This window comes from Mesorhizobium sp. M2E.F.Ca.ET.219.01.1.1 (genome assembly GCF_004016445.2).
Lineage (GTDB): Bacteria > Pseudomonadota > Alphaproteobacteria > Rhizobiales > Rhizobiaceae > Mesorhizobium.
Window position 1 is genome coordinate 465,205 of sequence record NZ_SADT02000005.1, and the last position, 16,622, is coordinate 481,826.

The 16,622-nt window shown below is 64.9% G+C and carries 16 protein-coding genes; 5 read left to right on the forward strand and 11 right to left on the reverse strand.

Features of this window, described 5'->3' with window-relative positions:
* The first annotated feature begins 252 nt into the window (after positions 1–252).
* The 5 genes from EN862_RS25320 (at position 253) to EN862_RS25340 (ending at position 4,619) form a co-directional block, all read left to right on the forward strand.
* Positions 253–1,020 carry an SDR family oxidoreductase gene (locus EN862_RS25320; RefSeq protein ID WP_127866241.1) on the forward strand — a complete coding sequence of 256 codons (768 nt, stop codon included), beginning with the start codon at positions 253–255 and terminating at the stop codon, positions 1,018–1,020.
* Positions 1,017–1,955: a 2-dehydro-3-deoxygalactonokinase gene (locus EN862_RS25325; protein ID WP_245519685.1), complete on the forward strand. Its 939-nt coding sequence runs from the start codon at positions 1,017–1,019 to the stop codon at positions 1,953–1,955. Before EN862_RS25320 ends, EN862_RS25325 begins: the two co-directional genes overlap by 4 nt.
* A complete protein-coding gene (locus EN862_RS25330; RefSeq protein WP_127866243.1) occupies positions 1,952–2,587 on the forward strand; it encodes a 2-dehydro-3-deoxy-6-phosphogalactonate aldolase in 636 nt (211 codons plus the stop codon). The genes EN862_RS25325 and EN862_RS25330 overlap by 4 nt, the downstream gene beginning before the upstream one ends.
* A complete protein-coding gene (locus tag EN862_RS25335) occupies positions 2,584–3,462 on the forward strand; it encodes an SMP-30/gluconolactonase/LRE family protein (RefSeq protein WP_127866244.1) in 879 nt (292 codons plus the stop codon). The genes EN862_RS25330 and EN862_RS25335 overlap by 4 nt, the downstream gene beginning before the upstream one ends.
* 104 nt (positions 3,463–3,566) lie before the next feature.
* Positions 3,567–4,619, forward strand: a complete 1,053-nt coding sequence (locus EN862_RS25340; RefSeq protein WP_127866245.1) for a D-alanine:D-lactate ligase-like protein — start codon at positions 3,567–3,569, stop codon at positions 4,617–4,619.
* Positions 4,620–4,876: 257 nt separating this feature from the next.
* On the opposite strand, the gene EN862_RS25345 is transcribed toward EN862_RS25340, so the two are convergent.
* The 11 genes from EN862_RS25345 to EN862_RS25395 form a co-directional block, all read right to left on the reverse strand.
* Positions 4,877–5,164, reverse strand: a complete 288-nt coding sequence (locus tag EN862_RS25345) for a DUF1330 domain-containing protein (protein WP_127866246.1) — start codon at positions 5,162–5,164, stop codon at positions 4,877–4,879.
* A 39-nt stretch (positions 5,165–5,203) separates the two neighbouring features.
* Positions 5,204–5,911 (reverse strand): orotidine-5'-phosphate decarboxylase, encoded by a 708-nt coding sequence (pyrF, locus tag EN862_RS25350; protein WP_127866348.1) that lies wholly within the window; start codon positions 5,909–5,911, stop codon positions 5,204–5,206.
* Positions 5,911–6,507, reverse strand: a complete 597-nt coding sequence (locus EN862_RS25355) for an NADPH-dependent FMN reductase (RefSeq protein ID WP_127866247.1) — start codon at positions 6,505–6,507, stop codon at positions 5,911–5,913. Before EN862_RS25355 ends, pyrF begins: the two co-directional genes overlap by 1 nt.
* Positions 6,508–6,838: 331 nt before the next feature.
* Positions 6,839–7,444, reverse strand: coding sequence for a phospholipid N-methyltransferase PmtA (gene pmtA / locus EN862_RS25360; RefSeq protein WP_112128916.1), 606 nt, complete (start codon positions 7,442–7,444; stop codon positions 6,839–6,841).
* 145 nt (positions 7,445–7,589) lie between these two features.
* Complete coding sequence (gene dnaJ / locus EN862_RS25365) at positions 7,590–8,717, reverse strand: molecular chaperone DnaJ (RefSeq protein ID WP_112128917.1); 1,128 nt, start codon at positions 8,715–8,717, stop codon at positions 7,590–7,592.
* A gap of 201 nt (positions 8,718–8,918) precedes the next feature.
* A complete protein-coding gene (gene dnaK / locus EN862_RS25370; protein WP_127866248.1) occupies positions 8,919–10,835 on the reverse strand; it encodes a molecular chaperone DnaK in 1,917 nt (638 codons plus the stop codon).
* Between the two features lie 476 nt (positions 10,836–11,311).
* On the reverse strand, positions 11,312–12,112 hold the full coding sequence (locus tag EN862_RS25375) for an inositol monophosphatase family protein (protein WP_127866249.1): 801 nt from the start codon (positions 12,110–12,112) through the stop codon (positions 11,312–11,314).
* A gap of 74 nt (positions 12,113–12,186) precedes the next feature.
* Positions 12,187–13,185, reverse strand: a complete 999-nt coding sequence (locus EN862_RS25380) for an LLM class flavin-dependent oxidoreductase (protein WP_127866250.1) — start codon at positions 13,183–13,185, stop codon at positions 12,187–12,189.
* 3 nt (positions 13,186–13,188) lie between these two features.
* The gene (locus EN862_RS25385) at positions 13,189–14,010 is read right to left on the reverse strand and encodes an arylamine N-acetyltransferase (protein WP_127866251.1); all 822 of its coding nucleotides are present in this window, start codon (positions 14,008–14,010) and stop codon (positions 13,189–13,191) included.
* A gap of 89 nt (positions 14,011–14,099) precedes the next feature.
* Complete coding sequence (locus EN862_RS25390; protein ID WP_127866252.1) at positions 14,100–15,263, reverse strand: AI-2E family transporter; 1,164 nt, start codon at positions 15,261–15,263, stop codon at positions 14,100–14,102.
* 132 nt (positions 15,264–15,395) lie between these two features.
* Positions 15,396–16,448 (reverse strand): LLM class flavin-dependent oxidoreductase, encoded by a 1,053-nt coding sequence (locus EN862_RS25395; RefSeq protein ID WP_127866253.1) that lies wholly within the window; start codon positions 16,446–16,448, stop codon positions 15,396–15,398.
* Positions 16,449–16,622 lie beyond the last annotated feature (174 nt).

The window sequence follows — 16,622 nt, forward strand, 5'->3', positions numbered from 1 at the left end:
CTGCGCTTCTGGTGCTCACGTACTTTAAGTACGCTCCGCTCCGGTTCTCGGAAACCACCCAGTTTGGGCGCTTCGCGCCCGTCTTCGACTCCGACTCGGCCTGACCTGAATCTCAACAAACCTTGAGCTGCTTCCGGGAAGACGGAGATGCAGATCTCATTTGTCGGACATAAGCTGCCGAATTCGCCTTTTCGCCCTTGCCCCCCGGCCCTGCGTGGCTAGGATGCGCGCCGGCCAAAGGGAGAAGAAATCATGATGCCATCGGCACGGTTCGCCGACCTCGACGGCGCCTCGGTGCTGATCACTGGCGGCGGCTCCGGCATCGGCGCGGCGCTGACCGAAGGTTTTATGCGCCAGGGCTCCAGGGTCGCCTTCATCGATATCGCCGACAAGCCAAGCACCGTCCTTGCCGACCGGCTGGAGAAGGAGCTCGGCCGCCGGCCGCTCTACCTCAAGGCCGACCTGCGCGACGTCGAGGCGTTGCGCGCCGCCGCGGCCAAGGCGGCTGAGGCGCATGGCGATGTCACCGTTTTGATCAACAATGCCGCGCTCGACGACCGTCACGCGGTGGAAGACGTCACGGTCGAGTTCTGGGACAACAATCTCGCCGTCAACCTGCGGCCGCATTTCTTCACCGCGCAGGCCGTGGCGCCCGGCATGAAGCGCGCCGGCGGCGGCTCGATCATCAACTTCACCTCCACCTCCTATCTGATCAACCATCCCGATATGCCGGCCTACACAGCGGCCAAGGCAGGCATACTCGGCCTGACAAAGGGCCTCGCCGGCAAGCTCGGCGCCGACCGCATCCGCGTCAACGCGGTGGCGCCGGGCTGGGTGATCACCGAGCGGCAGCGCGAGCTCTGGGTGACCGACGAGGGGCTTGCCGCCCATGTCGCCAAGCAATGCATCAAGGATGTGATGCAGCCCGACGACATGGTTGGCACGGTGCTGTTCCTGGCGTCGGACGCCTCGCGCATGCTGACCGCGCAGATGCTGATCGTCGACGGAGGTTTCCTGTGAGCGGCGGCTCGCCGGCGGTCGCCGCGCTCGACTGGGGTACGACGCGGCTCCGGGCCTGGCTGCTCGACAACACCGGCAAGGTGCTTGCCGAGCGGCGCGGCGACGACGGGCTGATCACCGCCCGCGAAAAAGGCTTTGCCAACGTGCTGGAAGGCCACCTTGGCGCCATGGGTGCGCCGGACACGCTGCCGGTCATCATCTGCGGCATGGCCGGCTCGCGGCAGGGCTGGATCGAGGCGCCCTATGTCACCGTGCCGGCGCCGATCGGCGCTATCCTGCGCGGCGCCGCCCGCATTGAGGGCTCGCGCCGCGACATCCGCATCGTGCCTGGCCTCGCGCAGCGCCTGGCCGACGCGCCGGATGTCATGCGCGGCGAGGAGACCCAGCTTGCCGGCGCCGGTTTGCCGGCAAAGGGAAGGCATCTCGTCTGCATGCCCGGCACCCATTCAAAATGGGTTTCGGTCGAGGATGGCGCGGTCGCGGGCTTCGGCACCTGGCCGACCGGGGAATTGTTCTCGGTACTTGCGGGGCACTCGATCCTGAAACATTCGCTGGGCGAGCATCCCGCTCCCGTCGCCGCGGGCAGTCCGTTCTTCCGGCAATGGTGCGAGCGAGCCTTGGGCGAAGGCGGCGATATCACCTCGAAACTGTTCGCCATCCGCGCCGCCGGGCTTCTGCAGGATCTGCAGCCCGCCGAGGCGGCGGCGGCGCTGTCCGGACTGCTGATCGGCGGCGAGATCGCCTCGGCAAGACGCCGCTATGGCGCCAGCGAAGCGCCGGTCGTGCTGGTCGCCTCGGGCGCGCTGGCCACGCTCTACGGTTCCGCCCTGGGTTTTGCCGGACTTGCCTTCCGCACCGTGGACGCCGATGAAGCGGTGCGCGCCGGCCTCGTCGAGGCCGCGCGCGAGAACGGCATGATTGGAGGCGCTTCATGAGCCAGACCGCACCCTTCCCCAAACTCAAGCGCGGCCTAGTCGCCATCCTGCGCGGCCTCAAGCCCTCCGAGGCCGTGGCGATCGGCAAGGCGATCCACGGCGCCGGCATCGAGGCGATCGAGGTGCCGCTCAATTCGCCGGAGCCGTTCGTCTCCATCGCCGATCTGGTCAAGGCGCTGCCGCAAAGCGCGCTGATCGGCGCCGGCACGGTGCTGACGGCGACGGACGTCGACGCCTTGCACAAGGCTGGCGGGAGGCTGTTGGTCAGTCCGAACATCGATGCCGAGGTCATGGGCCGCGCCATGCACCACGGCATGGTGACGATGCCCGGCGTGTTCACGCCCACCGAAGCCTTCCAGGCGATCCGGCTCGGCGCCTCGGCGCTGAAATTCTTCCCGGCAAGCGTGCTTGGATCGAGCGGCATCGCGGCGATCCGCGCCGTGCTGCCGCCCGCAACCCTGATCGGCGCCGTGGGCGGCGTCTCGGACAAGGACTTTGCCGGCTACAAGGCGGTCGGCGTCAGCGTCTTCGGCCTGGGGTCCAGCCTCTACAGGCCGGGCGCGACGGTCGAGGAGGTGGCGCGGCGCGCCAGCGCCGCGGTCGCCGCCTGGGATGAAGCTTTCGGAGGATGACGATGGACGGCGTTGCGGTTTTTTCCGACCATATCTGCGAACTCGGCGAAGGCCCGAGCTACGATCCCGCCACCGACACGCTGTTCTGGTTCGACATCGTCAACGGCAAGCTTCTGGAAAAGCCGCTCGCCGGTGCGCTGAAGGTGCATGACCTCGGCGTCATGGCCAGCGCCATCGCCGTCATCGACGCCGACCGCCAGCTCATCGCCACCGAGATCGGGCTGCAGGTCCGCGACGTGAAAACCGGCAGGCTGACGCTGCACACGCCGATCGAGGCCGACAATTCGGTCACGCGCTCCAACGATTCCCGCGTTCATCCCTGCGGCGCGCTGTGGACGGGCACGATGGGCAAGGGCGAGGAGAAGGGCGCGGGCTCGATCTACTGGTTCTTCAAGGGCGAATTGCGCCGGTTGTTTTCCGGCATCACCGTCTCGAACTCGATCTGTTTTTCCGAGGACGGCACGATCGCCTACTACACCGACACAGCGACCGGGCTGCTGATGCGCGTCGCCTGCGATCCGGCGACCGGCCTGCCGGCGGGCGAAGTGAAGGTGTTCGTCGATCATCGCGCCTCGAAAGGCTATATCGACGGTTCGGTCGTCGACCGCGACGGGGTTCTGTGGAATGCCGTCTGGGGTGGCAAGGCGGTGAAGGCCTATGCGCCGGACGGCACGCTGCTGCGCGAGATCGCCATGCCGGTGACGCAACCGTCCTGTCCGGCTTTCGTCGGTCGCGATGGCAACCGCCTGGCCGTGACCTCGGCCTGGAGCGGCAAGGACGAAAAACAGCGCGCGCTCGATCCGCAGGCCGGCATGACTTTCCTGCTCGATATCCCGGTCAAAGGCCGCTTCGAGCCGCGCGTGCTGATCGCGTAAGGCAGTTCAGCACTATCAGGCAATCGCCTCAGTCCGGTCGGTTTCCCGCAAGCCGGCCGCTGCGGCCATGCGATGGTAGCGCCTGATTTCGCCCGGAGCATTCAATGCCGCAGCCGACGCTGATCCTTGTCTACGAGCCGGAAAAGGCCTGTCTCGACCGCCTATCCGCCGACGGATACCCGGCGGATCGTGCCCTGGAAATTTCGTCCTATCTGGCGCAGTCGACCGACCTTGCGCCCGAATTCAACCTGCTCGCCGCCGCCTGCGAAAAGCGCGGCCTCGCATTCAAGCCTGTCGAGCTCGACGACGCAGCGCCCGTTCTGGCAAAGGCCGATCCCGCAACAACGTTGGTCTGGACACTGACCGACGGCGTTGCCTATTTCCGGGGCGGCGCCTCGCCGGCGCTGGCGCGGCTGAACGGCCTGCGCACCATCGGCGCCGACGATTCGCTTTTCGCGCTCTGCCAGGACAAATTGCGCTCCGGCGCCGTGCTCGGCGCGCTCGGCCTGCCGGCGCCGCAGGCTGGCCTGGCGCGCAACGGCGAATGGCTGGTCGAGCCGCCGGCCTCGCCCAAAGGCTGGTTCGTCAAACCCAACCGGCTCGGCGCCAAGATCGGCATCTGGCCGGATTCGCGCATCGCCGACCTCGGCCATGCGCTGGAGCTTAGCCGGCGTGTCTTTGCCCATTACCGCGACGATGTCGTCGTCCAGCCCTATGTCGCGGGGCGCAATGTGCGCGCAAGCTTCCTCGGTCTCAAGCCGGAGACCGGCGTCGAGGCGCTCGGCATCTTCTTTGTCGATTCCGGCGGCGATTTTCAGACCATGGCCGACTCGATGGCGCTTTATGGCGAGACCGGCCAGGCAGCGAAGGATGCGGGAACCTATGCCGAGCCGGAGCTCGAGGCTGTCGGCGCCAGCCAGCCGGAGGCGGATCGGAAAATCCGTGCCATCGCGCAAAAACTGATTGTCGGCCTCGGCTTGCGGGACGTATTTTCCGTCGATTTCCGCGTCGAGGCCGACGACACCGTCCATCTCATCGAGTTCGAGGTATGTCCCGGCCTGCCCTGCTTCGATTTCCGCGACTATTGCCGCAGACAATGGGGGATGAGCCTTGCCGATGCTATGGCGCAGACGGCAGCTAACAGGCTGACGTCGTGACCTTCACGATTGGCTGAGGCCGGGCAACTTCGTCATTCCAGGGCGTAGCAAGGAGCGAAGCGACGCGCGCAGACCCTGGAATCCATGCCATTACCTCGGCCGTGGAGTGCAGCGGAGCTGAATTTCTGGACCGCGGCGGCGCGTTGAAGTCACGGGATGGATCCTCGGGTCTTCGCCGCGTCGCTTCGCTCCTTGCTCCGCCCGTGGATGACGACGAGATGGGCGGCCGATCTCCAACATACGCCGGCGCAGACGACCTAAACGCCCTCGACCAGCACGATCTCGCCCTCGGCCACTTTCTGGCGGATGGCGGCGGCGCGCTGGTATTCCGGCGAGTGGTAGCAGTCATGCGCCACGGCCAGCGATTCGAACTCGATGATGACATTGCGGGCGCGGCCCGGCCCCTCGGCCTTTTCATGCTCGCCGCCGCGCGCCAGGAATTTCGCGCCGAAGCGGTCGAAGGCGAGCTTGGCCGCGGCGACATAATCCTTGTATCCCTCGGCGTCGCGCACATCGACGCGAGCGATCCAATATCCCTTGGGCATGCGTTTCTCCTGTTTGTTTTCGCGAACGAGGACCGGTCCTTAGGCCGACTGCATTTCGGCGAGGATCGCTTCGGCCGCGGCGCGCCGATCCGGCGCCTTGACGATCGGCCGGCCGACGACGAGGTGGCTGGAGCCGTTGCGGATCGCCTGCGCCGGCGTCACCACGCGTTTCTGGTCGCCGTGGTCGCTGCCCGACGGGCGGATGCCGGGCGTCACCACCGCCAGGTCGGGTCCGACGATCCGGCGCACCGCTTGAGCCTCCTCGGCCGAGCAAACGATGCCGCCCATGCCGGCATGCAGCGCCTGTTCGGAGCGCCTGAGCACCAGCGTGTGCGGGTCGTATTCATAGCCGGCGTCGATCACGTCCTGCTCGTCCATCGAGGTCAGCACCGTCACCCCGAGCAGGCAGAGATCGCTGCCCTTGGCCGCCTCGACAGCCGCTCTCATGGTTTTAAGATAGGCATGCAGCGTCAGCATCGAAACGCCCATCTTGACGATGTTCTCGACGCCCTTGGCCACAGTGTTGTCGATGTCGAGCAGCTTCATGTCGAGGAACACTTTCGTGCCGCCGCTAGCCAGTTCCCGCGCGAAGTCCAGTCCGCCGGCAAAGGCGAGCTGGTAACCGATCTTGTAGAAGGAAACCGCGCCTTCGAGCTCGCGCACCGCCTTCTCGGCCTCGCTCAGCGTCGGCAGGTCCAGCCCGACGATCAGCCTGTCCCGCATGCTGCCGGCCTCCGCGAAATGCATCACGCCTCGATCCGGGTCGACAGCATGCGCGAGGTTTCCATCAGTGTACGGCATAGGCGCTCCATCGATTGGTGTAGTCTGGCGTCCCTGAATTGTCCGTCCTCGGCGAACGCCGCGTCGGCCTCGGAGACCGAGCATTCCGGCGTGACCACCTCCATCTGGCAGCGCACCAGCACCGCGCGCAGATGGTTGATGCAGCGTATGCCGGCGAACTTGCCCTCCGAGGACGAGCAGAGGGCCACGGGTTTGCCGTAAAGCGGCCGGAACGAACGGCTGCCCTCGCGCCGTATCCGGCTCACCCAGTCGATCGCGTTCTTGAGCAGGGGCGGGATCGAGCCGTTATATTCGGGCGTCGCGATCAGCAGCCCGTCATGCGCCGCAATCTGACGCCCGAGTCTGAGCGCGTTCTCGGGGATGCCTTTTTCCTTTTCGAGGTCCTCGTCCATGATCGGCAGCGGATAGTCGCCGAGCGAGATGCGCGTCACCTCCGCGCCCTGCATGGCCAGTTCCTTCTGCGCCACATCGGCCGTCCGGCCGCTATAGGCGCCGGTCCGGACCGAGCCGGCAAAGACCAGGATTCGTGGGATCACTGCCATTGGCCACCCTTGTTCGGGGACAGGTACAGCCAAGGGGCGTTCAAATCAACGAGCGGAAGGCAGAAAACGGTGAAGGATGGCCGCGGCTTACGAACTTCGTCATCCACGGGCGGAGCAGCCGCGAAGCGGCGTCGCGGAGACCCGAGGATCCATTCCGTTACCCCGATCGTAGAGCGTGGCGGAGCAGAATTCTGGATCGCCGCAACGCCTCGAAGTCACGGAATGGATCCTCGGGTCTGCGCCGCGTCGCTTCGCTCCTTGCTCCGCCCGTGGATGACGATGTGACAGGCGTTTGCGCCAATGGCGGAGGATGGACGGGGCAACGGAGAATCTAGTGTGAGGGGCGCCGATAAATCCACAGCTGCGTCGGGGGAATGTTGCGGAAGATGAAATCGAAATGCTCGACCGTGTAGTCGCCTCGGCCGGCCGGGATCGGCGACAGCGGGCCGTAGGTCAGCTGCACGATCGGCCGTCCGGCAGGAATGCGGTCGAGTAGGCTCTCGATATAGGCGATGCGCTGGGCGACCGGGAAATTGAGCAGCGGCACGCCGGAGACGACCGAATCGAACACCATGTCGCGCTTGTCGCCGAGCGTCGCGTTAAGATTGAAGGCGTCGCCCTCGATCACGTTAACGCCGGGATAGAGCCCGCGCAGATGGCGCACGAAGTCGGTCGAATATTCGACGGCGTAGAGGTTTTCCGGCTTCACGCCCTGGGCGAGGATGGCGCGCGTGATGACGCCGGTGCCGGGCCCCACTTCAAGCACGGGCAGGCCCGATCTCGGATTGACGATCGATGCCATCTTGCGGGCGGTGATGGAACTGGTGGGAACGATGGAGCCGACCGTTTTCGGCTTGTCGATCCAGCCTTTGAAGAACTTCAGCTCGTCGTCGAATTTTTCCGCCAGCGCTTTGCGCAACCCGGGACTACGTGCCATCAGAGCTCTCCTCAATGCTCGCCCCCGAACCGCTACTTAGCAGGTGGGTGGGACAAGGCAAGGCGTCAAGCTGGCATAAGATGTTGATGACGCTTGGGAAGCGGATCGCCGCTTCCGATGCCGTTCGCAATGTGGGCCGTGACGATCAGTTTTCGCCGAACGACTCGAAAAAATCCTTCATCCGGGCGAAAAAGCCGCTCGACTGGGGCGAATTGTCCTTCGAGGAGAGCTGCTCGAACTCTTCCAGCAATTCGCGCTGACGGCGCGTCAGGTTCTGCGGCGTCTCGACCGCCGTCTGGATGTAGAGGTCGCCGACATTAGGCTGGCGCAGCACCGGCATGCCCTTGCCCTTCAAGCGGAATTGGCGGCCGTTCTGCGTGCCTTCCGGCACCTTCACCTTGGTCTGCGTGCCGTCCAGCGTGGTGACCTCGAAGGAGCCGCCAAGGGCGGCCGTCGTCATCGAGATCGGCACCTTGCAATAGAGATCGGCGCCGTCGCGCTGGAAGAATTCGTGCGGCTTCACCGCCAGGAAGATGTAGAGGTCGCCGGACGGTCCGCCGCGCAGGCCCGCCTCGCCCTCATTGGCAAGCCGGATGCGGGTGCCGTCCTCGATGCCGGCCGGGATGTTGACCGACAGCGAGCGCTCCTCGGTGACGCGGCCCTGTCCAGCGCATTTCGGGCAGGGATCCTTGATCGTCTGGCCGCGGCCCTGGCATTGCGGGCAGGTGCGCTCGATCGAGAAGAAGCCTTGCGTGGCGCGCACCTTGCCGTGGCCGTGGCACATCGAGCAGGTCACCGGCTGGGTGCCGGGCTTGGCGCCGCTGCCGGAGCATTCCGAGCAGGAAATGGAAGCCGGCACGTGGATCTGGGCGGTCTTGCCGGAAAAGGCCTCTTCCAGCGTGATTTCCATATTGTAGCGCAGGTCGGCGCCGCGTTCGCGGCCGCCCGACGAGCGGCGCTGGCGGCCGCCCATCATGTCGCCGAAAATATCCTCGAAGATGTCGGCGAATCCGCCGGCGCCGAAGCCGTGCGCGGCGCCGTTCATGCCGCCCTCAAAGGCGGCGTGGCCGAAGCGGTCATAGGCGGCGCGCTTCTGCGGGTCCTTCAGCGTCTCGTAGGCTTCGTTGATTTCTTTGAACTTGTGCTCGCAGGCATGGTCGCCGGGGTTGCGGTCGGGGTGGAACTGCATGGCGAGCTTGCGAAAAGCGCTCTTGAGCTCCTTGTCGTCGGCGCCTTTTTGTACGCCCAGCGTTTCGTAGAAATCAGCTTTCATTTTTTCCCGCTGTCCGGATGCTCAATGTCTTCAAGCATTGTTGGCGACGTTTGCCGGCATGGCCTTGGATTTAGGAGCGATGTTTCCCGGATGCTAGTGCCAAGCCAGAGTCGCTCCGGGTTTTTCCGTCACTTTTTCGATTGGGGTTGCAAAAAAGCCCGGCTTTGCGCCGGGCTTTGCACTTATTCGCCGTCAGCCGGCTCAGGCCGACTTCTTCTTGTCGTCGTCTTCGTTGATTTCCTCGAAGTCGGCGTCGACCACGTCCGAATCTTTGGCGGCATCCGCCTTGGCGTCGGCTTCGGCCGCTTCCTTCTGCGAGGCCTCGTACATGGCCTGGCCGAGCTTCATCGACACTTCGGCCAGCGACTGCGACTTGGCCTCGATATTGGCCGGATCGTCGCCTTCGGCGGCGGTCTTGAGCGCGGCGATGGCGTCGGAGATCGCGGTGCGGTCAGCCTCCGAGACCTTGTCGCCATAATCCTTCAGCGACTTCTCGGACGAATGCACCAGCGCCTCGGCCTGGTTGCGTGCCTCGACGAGGGCGCGACGCTTCTTGTCGGCGTCGGCATTGGCCTCGGCGTCCTTCACCATCTTCTCGATGTCGGCGTCGGACAGACCGCCCGATGCCTGGATGCGGATCTGGTGCTCCTTGCCGGTGCCCTTGTCCTTGGCCGAGACGTTGACGATGCCGTTGGCGTCGATGTCGAAAGTGACCTCGATCTGCGGCACGCCGCGCGGCGCCGGCGGGATACCGACCAGGTCGAACTGGCCGAGCAGCTTGTTGTCCGCCGCCATTTCGCGCTCGCCCTGGAAGACGCGGATCGTCACCGCCGACTGCGAATCCTCGGCGGTCGAGAAGGTCTGGCTCTTCTTGGTCGGGATCGTCGTGTTGCGCTCGATCAGTCGGGTGAACACGCCACCCAGCGTCTCGATGCCCAGCGACAGCGGCGTCACGTCGAGCAAGAGCACGTCCTTGACGTCGCCCTGCAGCACGCCGGCCTGGATGGCGGCGCCGAGCGCGACGACCTCATCCGGGTTGACACCCTTGTGCGGCTCCTTGCCGAAGAACTGCTTCACGATCTCCTGGATCTTGGGCATACGGGTCATGCCGCCGACCAGAACCACTTCGTCGATCTCGGCAGCCTTCAGGCCGGCATCCTTGAGCGCCGCCTTGCAGGGCTCGATCGTGCGCTGCACGAGGTCGTCGACCAGCTGCTCGAACTTCGCCCGGGTGAGCTTCATCGTCAGGTGCTTGGGCCCTGTGGCGTCGGCGGTGATGAAGGGCAGGTTGATCTCGGTCTGCGTCGTCGACGATAGCTCGATCTTGGCCTTCTCGGCCGCTTCCTTCAGGCGCTGCAACGCGAGCTTGTCGGCCTTGAGGTCGATGCCCTGTTCCTTCTTGAACTCGGCCGCCAGATATTCGACGAGCCGCATGTCGAAGTCCTCGCCGCCGAGGAAGGTGTCGCCGTTGGTCGACTTCACCTCGAAGACGCCGTCGCCGATCTCGAGCACGGAAATATCGAAGGTGCCGCCGCCGAGATCATAGACGGCGATGGTCTTGCCGTCCTTCTTTTCCAGGCCGTAGGCAAGCGCTGCGGCCGTCGGCTCGTTGATGATGCGCAGCACCTCGAGGCCGGCGATCCTGCCGGCGTCCTTGGTCGCCTGGCGCTGGGCGTCGTTGAAATAGGCCGGAACGGTGATGACCGCCTTCTCGACCTTCTCGCCGAGATAGGCTTCCGCCGTCTCTTTCATCTTCTGCAGGATCATGGCCGAGATCTGGCTGGGCGACTGCTTCTTGCCGCCGGCCTCGACCCAGGCGTCGCCATTGTCGCCCTTGACGATCTTGTAGGGGACAAGCTTCTTGTCCTTCTCCGTCACCGGATCGTCATAGCGGCGGCCGATCAGGCGCTTGACCGCGAAGATGGTGTTTTCAGGATTGGTGACCGCCTGGCGCTTGGCCGGCTGGCCGACGAGGCGTTCGCCGTCATTGGAGATGGCGACGATGGAAGGCGTCGTGCGCGCGCCTTCAGCATTCTCGATCACCTTGGGGTCCTTGCCATCCATGATGGCAATGCAGGAATTGGTGGTGCCGAGATCAATACCGATAACTTTTGCCATTGTTCTAGTCTCTCCTCTAAGCAGGCTCTCAGGACCCTTCAAAAGGCGTTCCGACGAAAGCCCCTGTTCACAAGAAATCCCGCCCCGGTCCCCGCTTTTCGGGGCCGGACGGCTTGGCGCGTATATAAGAACAGCCGACACGGGGCGCAAGCATTCTGCGCAAGCTGTCCATTGTCTCGACAGCGGCAACGGGGCGACCCCGCCGCGATTTGCGGCAGAATCGGCGGGAGGTCGCACTACCCTATTGTTCCGAATAGCTTTTTTGGAATCGATGCCGCTGGCGCCGCACAGGTCGGGCATTTGGCGGGGGCAAGGCATCCCTTGGCAGGCGTGACTTTCGGTCGCGAAAGGGACGGAAAATCAGCCTGCCGCCAGTATTTGGAATCGGGCGGCAGGCCCTCGGCGCCCGGAGTGACACAGGTGAAGGTCGCCGTCAGCTCGCCCTTGTTCACCATCTGCAGCCGTCGCGCAAACCGTCAGCGCGTAGCTGCGAACGCCTCCGCGCACAGCGCCTGCAATTTCGCGAAGATCTGCCTGCCGCCGGTGATCACCTGCGTGCCCTGGTCGAGCACCGTCTTCGGATCCGCTCTGAGCACCATGCCGCCGGCCTCTTCGACCAACAGCATGCCGGCCAGACAGTCCCAGGCGTTCATGTGCTCCTCGACATAGCCGAGCAGCCGGCCGGACGCCGCATAGGCAAGCATCAGCGCTCCGGAAGCATTGCGATAGAAGACGCCGCCCTCCGCCATGATCAGGCTGATGAGCACCGCGACATGCTCTGTCGCCGTCCGGTTCGAAAGCCCGGTGCCGACGGAACCTTCGGAAAGCGACGCGGCATTGCTGGCCTTGATCGGCTTGCCGTTGATGAAGGCGCCGCCGCCCAGGCGGCCGTAGAATGTCTCGTCGGTCGAAGGCTCATGGATGACGCCGACCACCGTCTCGCCGTCCTTGGCGCAGGCGATCACCACGCACCAGGCGGGAATGCCGCGCACGAAATTGGCGGTGCCGTCGATCGGGTCGATCACCCAGACATGGCCGGTTGTTCCGGTCACCGCCGCGTGCTCCTCGCCGACGATGCCGTCCTGCGGATAGGCCTCCGCGATCGCAGCGCGGACGAACAGCTCGACCTCGCGGTCGGCCTCTGAGACCAGATCCTGATGGCCCTTGCACTCGACGGCCAGATTGTCGAGGTCGCGGAAATATTTCAGCCCCAGCTCGCCGGCGCGCCGCGCCAGGTCGATGGCAAAATGCATGCGGTCGTCGAGATCTTCGGTCACGGGGAACTCTTGGCTGAGAGGGACATCTGCGCGCCCTTAACAGACCAATATGTCAGGCAAAAGCGACTGCGCGATCACGCCGCCTCCGACATCGATTTGTGCACGTCGGCGAGAATCTCGTAGGAGCGGACGCGCGCCGCGTGGTCGAAGATCTGCGCCGTCACCATCAATTCGTCGGCGCCGGTGCTGCGGATGAAGGCATCGATGCCCTGGCGCACCGTTTCCGGCGAGCCGACGACGGCGCAGGACAGCGCCTGGGCAAGCATGGTTTTCGCCATCGGGTCGAGATCGCGGTCGTAATTCTCGACCGGCGGCGGCAACTGCCCCGGCCTGCCGCTGCGCAAATTGACGAAGGCCTGCTGCAGCGAGCTGAACAGCAGCTTCGCCTCGGCATCCGTCGGCGCGGCGGAGACATTGAGGCCGAGCATGACGTAGGGCTTGTCCAACTGCGCCGATGGCTGGAAGCGCGTGCGGTAGACCTCCAGCGCATGGTCGAGCTCGGCCGGCGCGAAATGCGAGGCGAAGGCGTAGGGCAGGCCAAGAAATGCTGCGAGCTGCGCGCCGTAGAGGCTGGAGCCGAGGATCCAGACCGGCACGGTCTGGCCTTCGCCGGGCACGGCGCGGATGCGCTGGCCTTCCTCGGCCGGCTGGAAATAGCCCATCAGCTCGACCACGTCCTGCGGGAAATTGTCGGCAGACTCCAGATTGCGCCGCAGGGCGCGGGCGGTCAGCATGTCGGTGCCCGGCGCGCGGCCGAGGCCAAGGTCGATGCGGCCGGGAAAAAGCGCGGCCAGCGTGCCGAACTGCTCGGCGATCACCAGCGGCGCATGGTTGGGCAGCATGATGCCGCCGGCGCCGACGTGGATCGTCTTGGTGCCGCCGGCGACATGCGCGATCACGACGGATGTCGCGGCGCTTGCGATGCCCGGCATGTTGTGATGCTCGGCTAGCCAGTAGCGCTTGTAGCCCAGGCGCTCGGCATGGCGGGCAAGGTCGAGCGAATTGGCGAGCGACCGCGAGGCGGTGCTGCCTTGCGTGATCGGCGACAGGTCGAGAACCGAAAGGTCCGTCATTGGTCAGGTCTCCACGATGCGTTTTTCCCTGAGCCTCGCCTCGAAGGCGGCGCGGTCGGGAATGACGATGGCGAGCTGGTTCTCCAGCACGCCGGCGAACTCCGCGGCCGTCGCGATCTCGCGCTGCTCGCTGCGGCCGCCGGCATGATGCGTCGACAGCCGGTTGTTGCGCAGCGCATAGCGCCGGTCGGGCAGGGCCAGCGCGGCGACCAGCGTCGACAGGAAATGCGAGCTCGGATGCGTCGACAGGAAATGGCTGGCCACCCGGTAGTCGACCTCATAGGCCTGGCTCATGTCGAACCGATAGAGCGTGCGCCAATCGCCGCCAATGCTTGCTTGCAGGCGAAAATGGTCGTTGGTCTCGACAATGCGGAAGGCCTCATGCGGCGTTCGTTGCTCGAGCCCGGGTTCCAGCAGCAGCGGGGCCGTCAGCGTCAGGCCGCCGAAGCCGACATCGGCAATGTAGGTGCGGCCGCCAAGCTCGACGCGCAGCAGCATGTGGCTGCGCGCGGTAACAGTGTCTTCCGGCTGGCCCCACAGCACGCGTGCCGCCAGCCCGCTGACCGTGAAGCCCAGCGCGTCAAACGCATGCATCAGGATCAGATTGTGCTCGAAGCAATAGCCGCCGCGACCCTGGCCAAAAATCTTGTCCTGCAGCGAAGCGAGGTCGAGGCCGACGGAAACGCCCATCAAGGCATCGATGTTCTCGAACGGGATCGCCCGCGGATGCGCGGCGTGCAGCGCCTTAAGCGTGGTCAGCGAAGCGTCGGCCGGTCCGCCGTAGCCGATGCGGGCAAAATAGCCATCGAGATCGAAGTCGCTCATTAAGGACAGGTCCGGCTTGACCGGTCCGATATAGGCACTGGCCGACGGTGCCGCAAACAATGGGCGAGGTTTGAGATTGGGCCAGCGTTTCAAGATTTGTGATTGTTCTCGGCGGACTCTTCCTCGATCGCCATGGACTGCTGCGCCGCCAGGAAATTGCCGAACGGGCTCAGGCTTTCGAAATGATCGCAGAACACCTTGATGACAACCAGCAGCGGGACCGCCATCAGCGCGCCGACGAAGCCCCACAGCCAGGACCAGAAGGCGATGGCGATGAAGATCGCCACCGCATTGATCTCGAGGCGCCGCCCGACCACCATCGGCGTCACGAACTGACCTTCGACGATGTCGCACAACAGCACGAAGGCCGGTGCGAGCAGCGCATAGGCGATCGTGTCGAAGCTGATCAGCGCGATGATGGCGACGAGCAGGATGGTCGTCAGCGCGCCGACATAGGGCAGGAAATTGAACAGGGCCGCCGTTGCGCCCCAAACGAGCGGGTTGGGCATGCCGAGCCCCCACAGGCCGAGCCCGATCACCGTGCCGAGACTCACATTGATGATGGAGACCGTAAGCAGGTAGTGCGAAATCTCGCGCTCGACGTCATAGACGACGCGCAGTGCCCGCTTCTTCTGGGTCATGCTGGCGAAGGACTGGATGATCTTCTCGTAGAACAGTGTGCCGGAGGCGAGCAGGAACAGCGACAAGACAAACACGATGGTGATCGCGGTGCCTGCTTCCAGGATGTTGCTGGCCGCGGTTGAGAGGATGCCGGAAGGCGCCACCGCGACCCGCTGCAGGCCGGGCTCCTGCGAGGTCTCGGTCAGCGCTTCCAGTTGATGCGCGAGGTCCATCATTCGTTCGAGCGGCCGCCTGAACGGCGCCAGCCGTTCCGTCAACTGCTGGCCGATCGAATAGGAGTTGTTGATGAGGTCGATAACCGGGCCGCTGAGCAGATAGCCGGCGGCGATGAAGATGAAGATCGACAGCAGCACCAAAAGCGTCGCCGACACCACTTCAGGAATCCCGTGTTTCTTCAGGAAGCGCACGATCGGCGTCAGCGTCAGCGCCAGCAGGAAGGCAAGCATCACCGGCATGAAGAAGGCCCGGGCGAAATAAAGCGCGGCGGCCGTCATCAGAATGAAAATCCCGATCACCAGCGACCGCATCAGGCGCATGTCCGCCCTGGCATCGGCACGCGGGTCAGGGCTTTCGACAGCGCTTGCGCCCGAAGCGATCTGTTCGGCTTTCATCGGTTCCCTTGCAAGCCGCCAGCCGACAATGAATGCATGGCGGCGGGCCTGCGCTCGAAACGCGGGAGTTCCCGGCAAGGTTCCAAGAGCCGGCTTTCCGCATCCGGGCGCCGGTTTAGAGCGGATCGCTCGTCAGGCAGCCGGCGCTGGCGCCGTCTTGGCCGTCTCCTTGCGCACGATCGGCGCCACCTTGGTGCCGTAGAGCTCGATCGCCTTCATGATCTTGGCGTGCGGCATGGTGCCGATCGCCATCTGCAGCAGGAAGCGGTCATTGTTGAAGATCCTGTGCTGGGCGACGATCTTTTCAGCCACCTGCTCGGGGTTACCGACGAACAGCGCGCCGTTCGGGCCGCGGGACTGGTCGAAATGGGCGCGCGAGGTCGGGCCCCAGCCGCGCTCGCGGCCGATGCGGTTCATCACCTCGGCCTGCGGTCCGTAGAAATCGTCGGCGGCCTGTTCGGTCGTCTCGGCAATGAAGCCATGCACATTGATGCTGGTGGCGAGGCTGGCCGTATCGGTGCCGGCGCGCCGGGCCGCCTCGCGATAGATATCGAACAGCGGCGCGAAACGCGCCGGCTCGCCGCCGATGATGGCCAAGGCCAGCGGCAGGCCGAGCACGCCGGCGCGAGCGGCGGATTGCGGTGTGCCGCCAATGGCGATCCAGATCGGCAGCTTTTCTTGGAACGGACGCGGATAGACGCCTCGGCCGTTGATCGGCGCGCGCAGCTTGCCCTGCCACGTCACCTTCACCTGGTCGCGGATGGCGAGCAACAGGTCGAGCTTCTCGGCGAAAAGCTCATCATAGTCTTCCAAATTGTAGCCGAACAGCGGGAAGGATTCGATGAAGGAGCCGCGCCCGGCCATGATCTCGGCGCGGCCGTCGGACAGAAGGTCGAGCGTCGCGAATTGCTGGAAGACGCGCACCGGATCGTCAGAGGAGAGCACCGTGACCGCGCTGGTAAGGCGGATTTTCTTCGTGCGCTCGGCCGCCGCGGCAAGCGCCACGGCCGGCGCGGAGGCGGCATAGTCGGGGCGGTGATGCTCGCCGAGCCCGAACACATCGAGGCCGACCTGGTCGGCCAGCTCGATTTCCTCGATGAGGTTGCGCAGCCGCTCATGCGGACCGATGGCGCCGGGACCCGGCTCCGGGCTGACGTCGGCGAAAGTGTAGAGACCGAGTTCCATCTGATTGCGTCCTGAACCTGTTCATGTAGCGTTTTTGCCTGCTGGCGCTCTAGGTAGCCGTATGCCTTGCCGCCCGCCAGAGCCCCGATCGGTGAACAGTGCATCGCGCATCGCCAAGCCGTATCCCTGCGGCAACAAGCCCGGTTTTTTCATGGCTGGCATACCGTTTTGACG

Bases quoted from the DNA above. Each gene is read 5' to 3' on its own strand.
- EN862_RS25390 (WP_127866252.1), bottom strand. From the start codon at position 15,263: ATGAAAGCCGAACAGATCGCTTCGGGCGCAAGCGCTGTCGAAAGCCCT.
- EN862_RS25355 (WP_127866247.1), bottom strand. From the start codon at position 6,507: ATGGCAGTGATCCCACGAATCCTGGTCTTTGCCGGCTCGGTCCGGACC.
- EN862_RS25330 (WP_127866243.1), top strand. From the start codon at position 1,952: ATGAGCCAGACCGCACCCTTCCCCAAACTCAAGCGCGGCCTAGTCGCC.
- EN862_RS25335 (WP_127866244.1), top strand. From the start codon at position 2,584: ATGACGATGGACGGCGTTGCGGTTTTTTCCGACCATATCTGCGAACTC.
- dnaJ (WP_112128917.1), bottom strand. From the start codon at position 8,717: ATGAAAGCTGATTTCTACGAAACGCTGGGCGTACAAAAAGGCGCCGAC.
- EN862_RS25345 (WP_127866246.1), bottom strand. From the start codon at position 5,164: ATGCCCAAGGGATATTGGATCGCTCGCGTCGATGTGCGCGACGCCGAG.
- EN862_RS25385 (WP_127866251.1), bottom strand. From the start codon at position 14,010: ATGAGCGACTTCGATCTCGATGGCTATTTTGCCCGCATCGGCTACGGC.
- dnaK (WP_127866248.1), bottom strand. From the start codon at position 10,835: ATGGCAAAAGTTATCGGTATTGATCTCGGCACCACCAATTCCTGCATT.
- pyrF (WP_127866348.1), bottom strand. From the start codon at position 5,911: ATGCATTTCGCGGAGGCCGGCAGCATGCGGGACAGGCTGATCGTCGGG.
- EN862_RS25395 (WP_127866253.1), bottom strand. From the start codon at position 16,448: ATGGAACTCGGTCTCTACACTTTCGCCGACGTCAGCCCGGAGCCGGGT.
- EN862_RS25380 (WP_127866250.1), bottom strand. From the start codon at position 13,185: ATGACGGACCTTTCGGTTCTCGACCTGTCGCCGATCACGCAAGGCAGC.
- EN862_RS25320 (WP_127866241.1), top strand. From the start codon at position 253: ATGATGCCATCGGCACGGTTCGCCGACCTCGACGGCGCCTCGGTGCTG.
- EN862_RS25340 (WP_127866245.1), top strand. From the start codon at position 3,567: ATGCCGCAGCCGACGCTGATCCTTGTCTACGAGCCGGAAAAGGCCTGT.
- pmtA (WP_112128916.1), bottom strand. From the start codon at position 7,444: ATGGCACGTAGTCCCGGGTTGCGCAAAGCGCTGGCGGAAAAATTCGAC.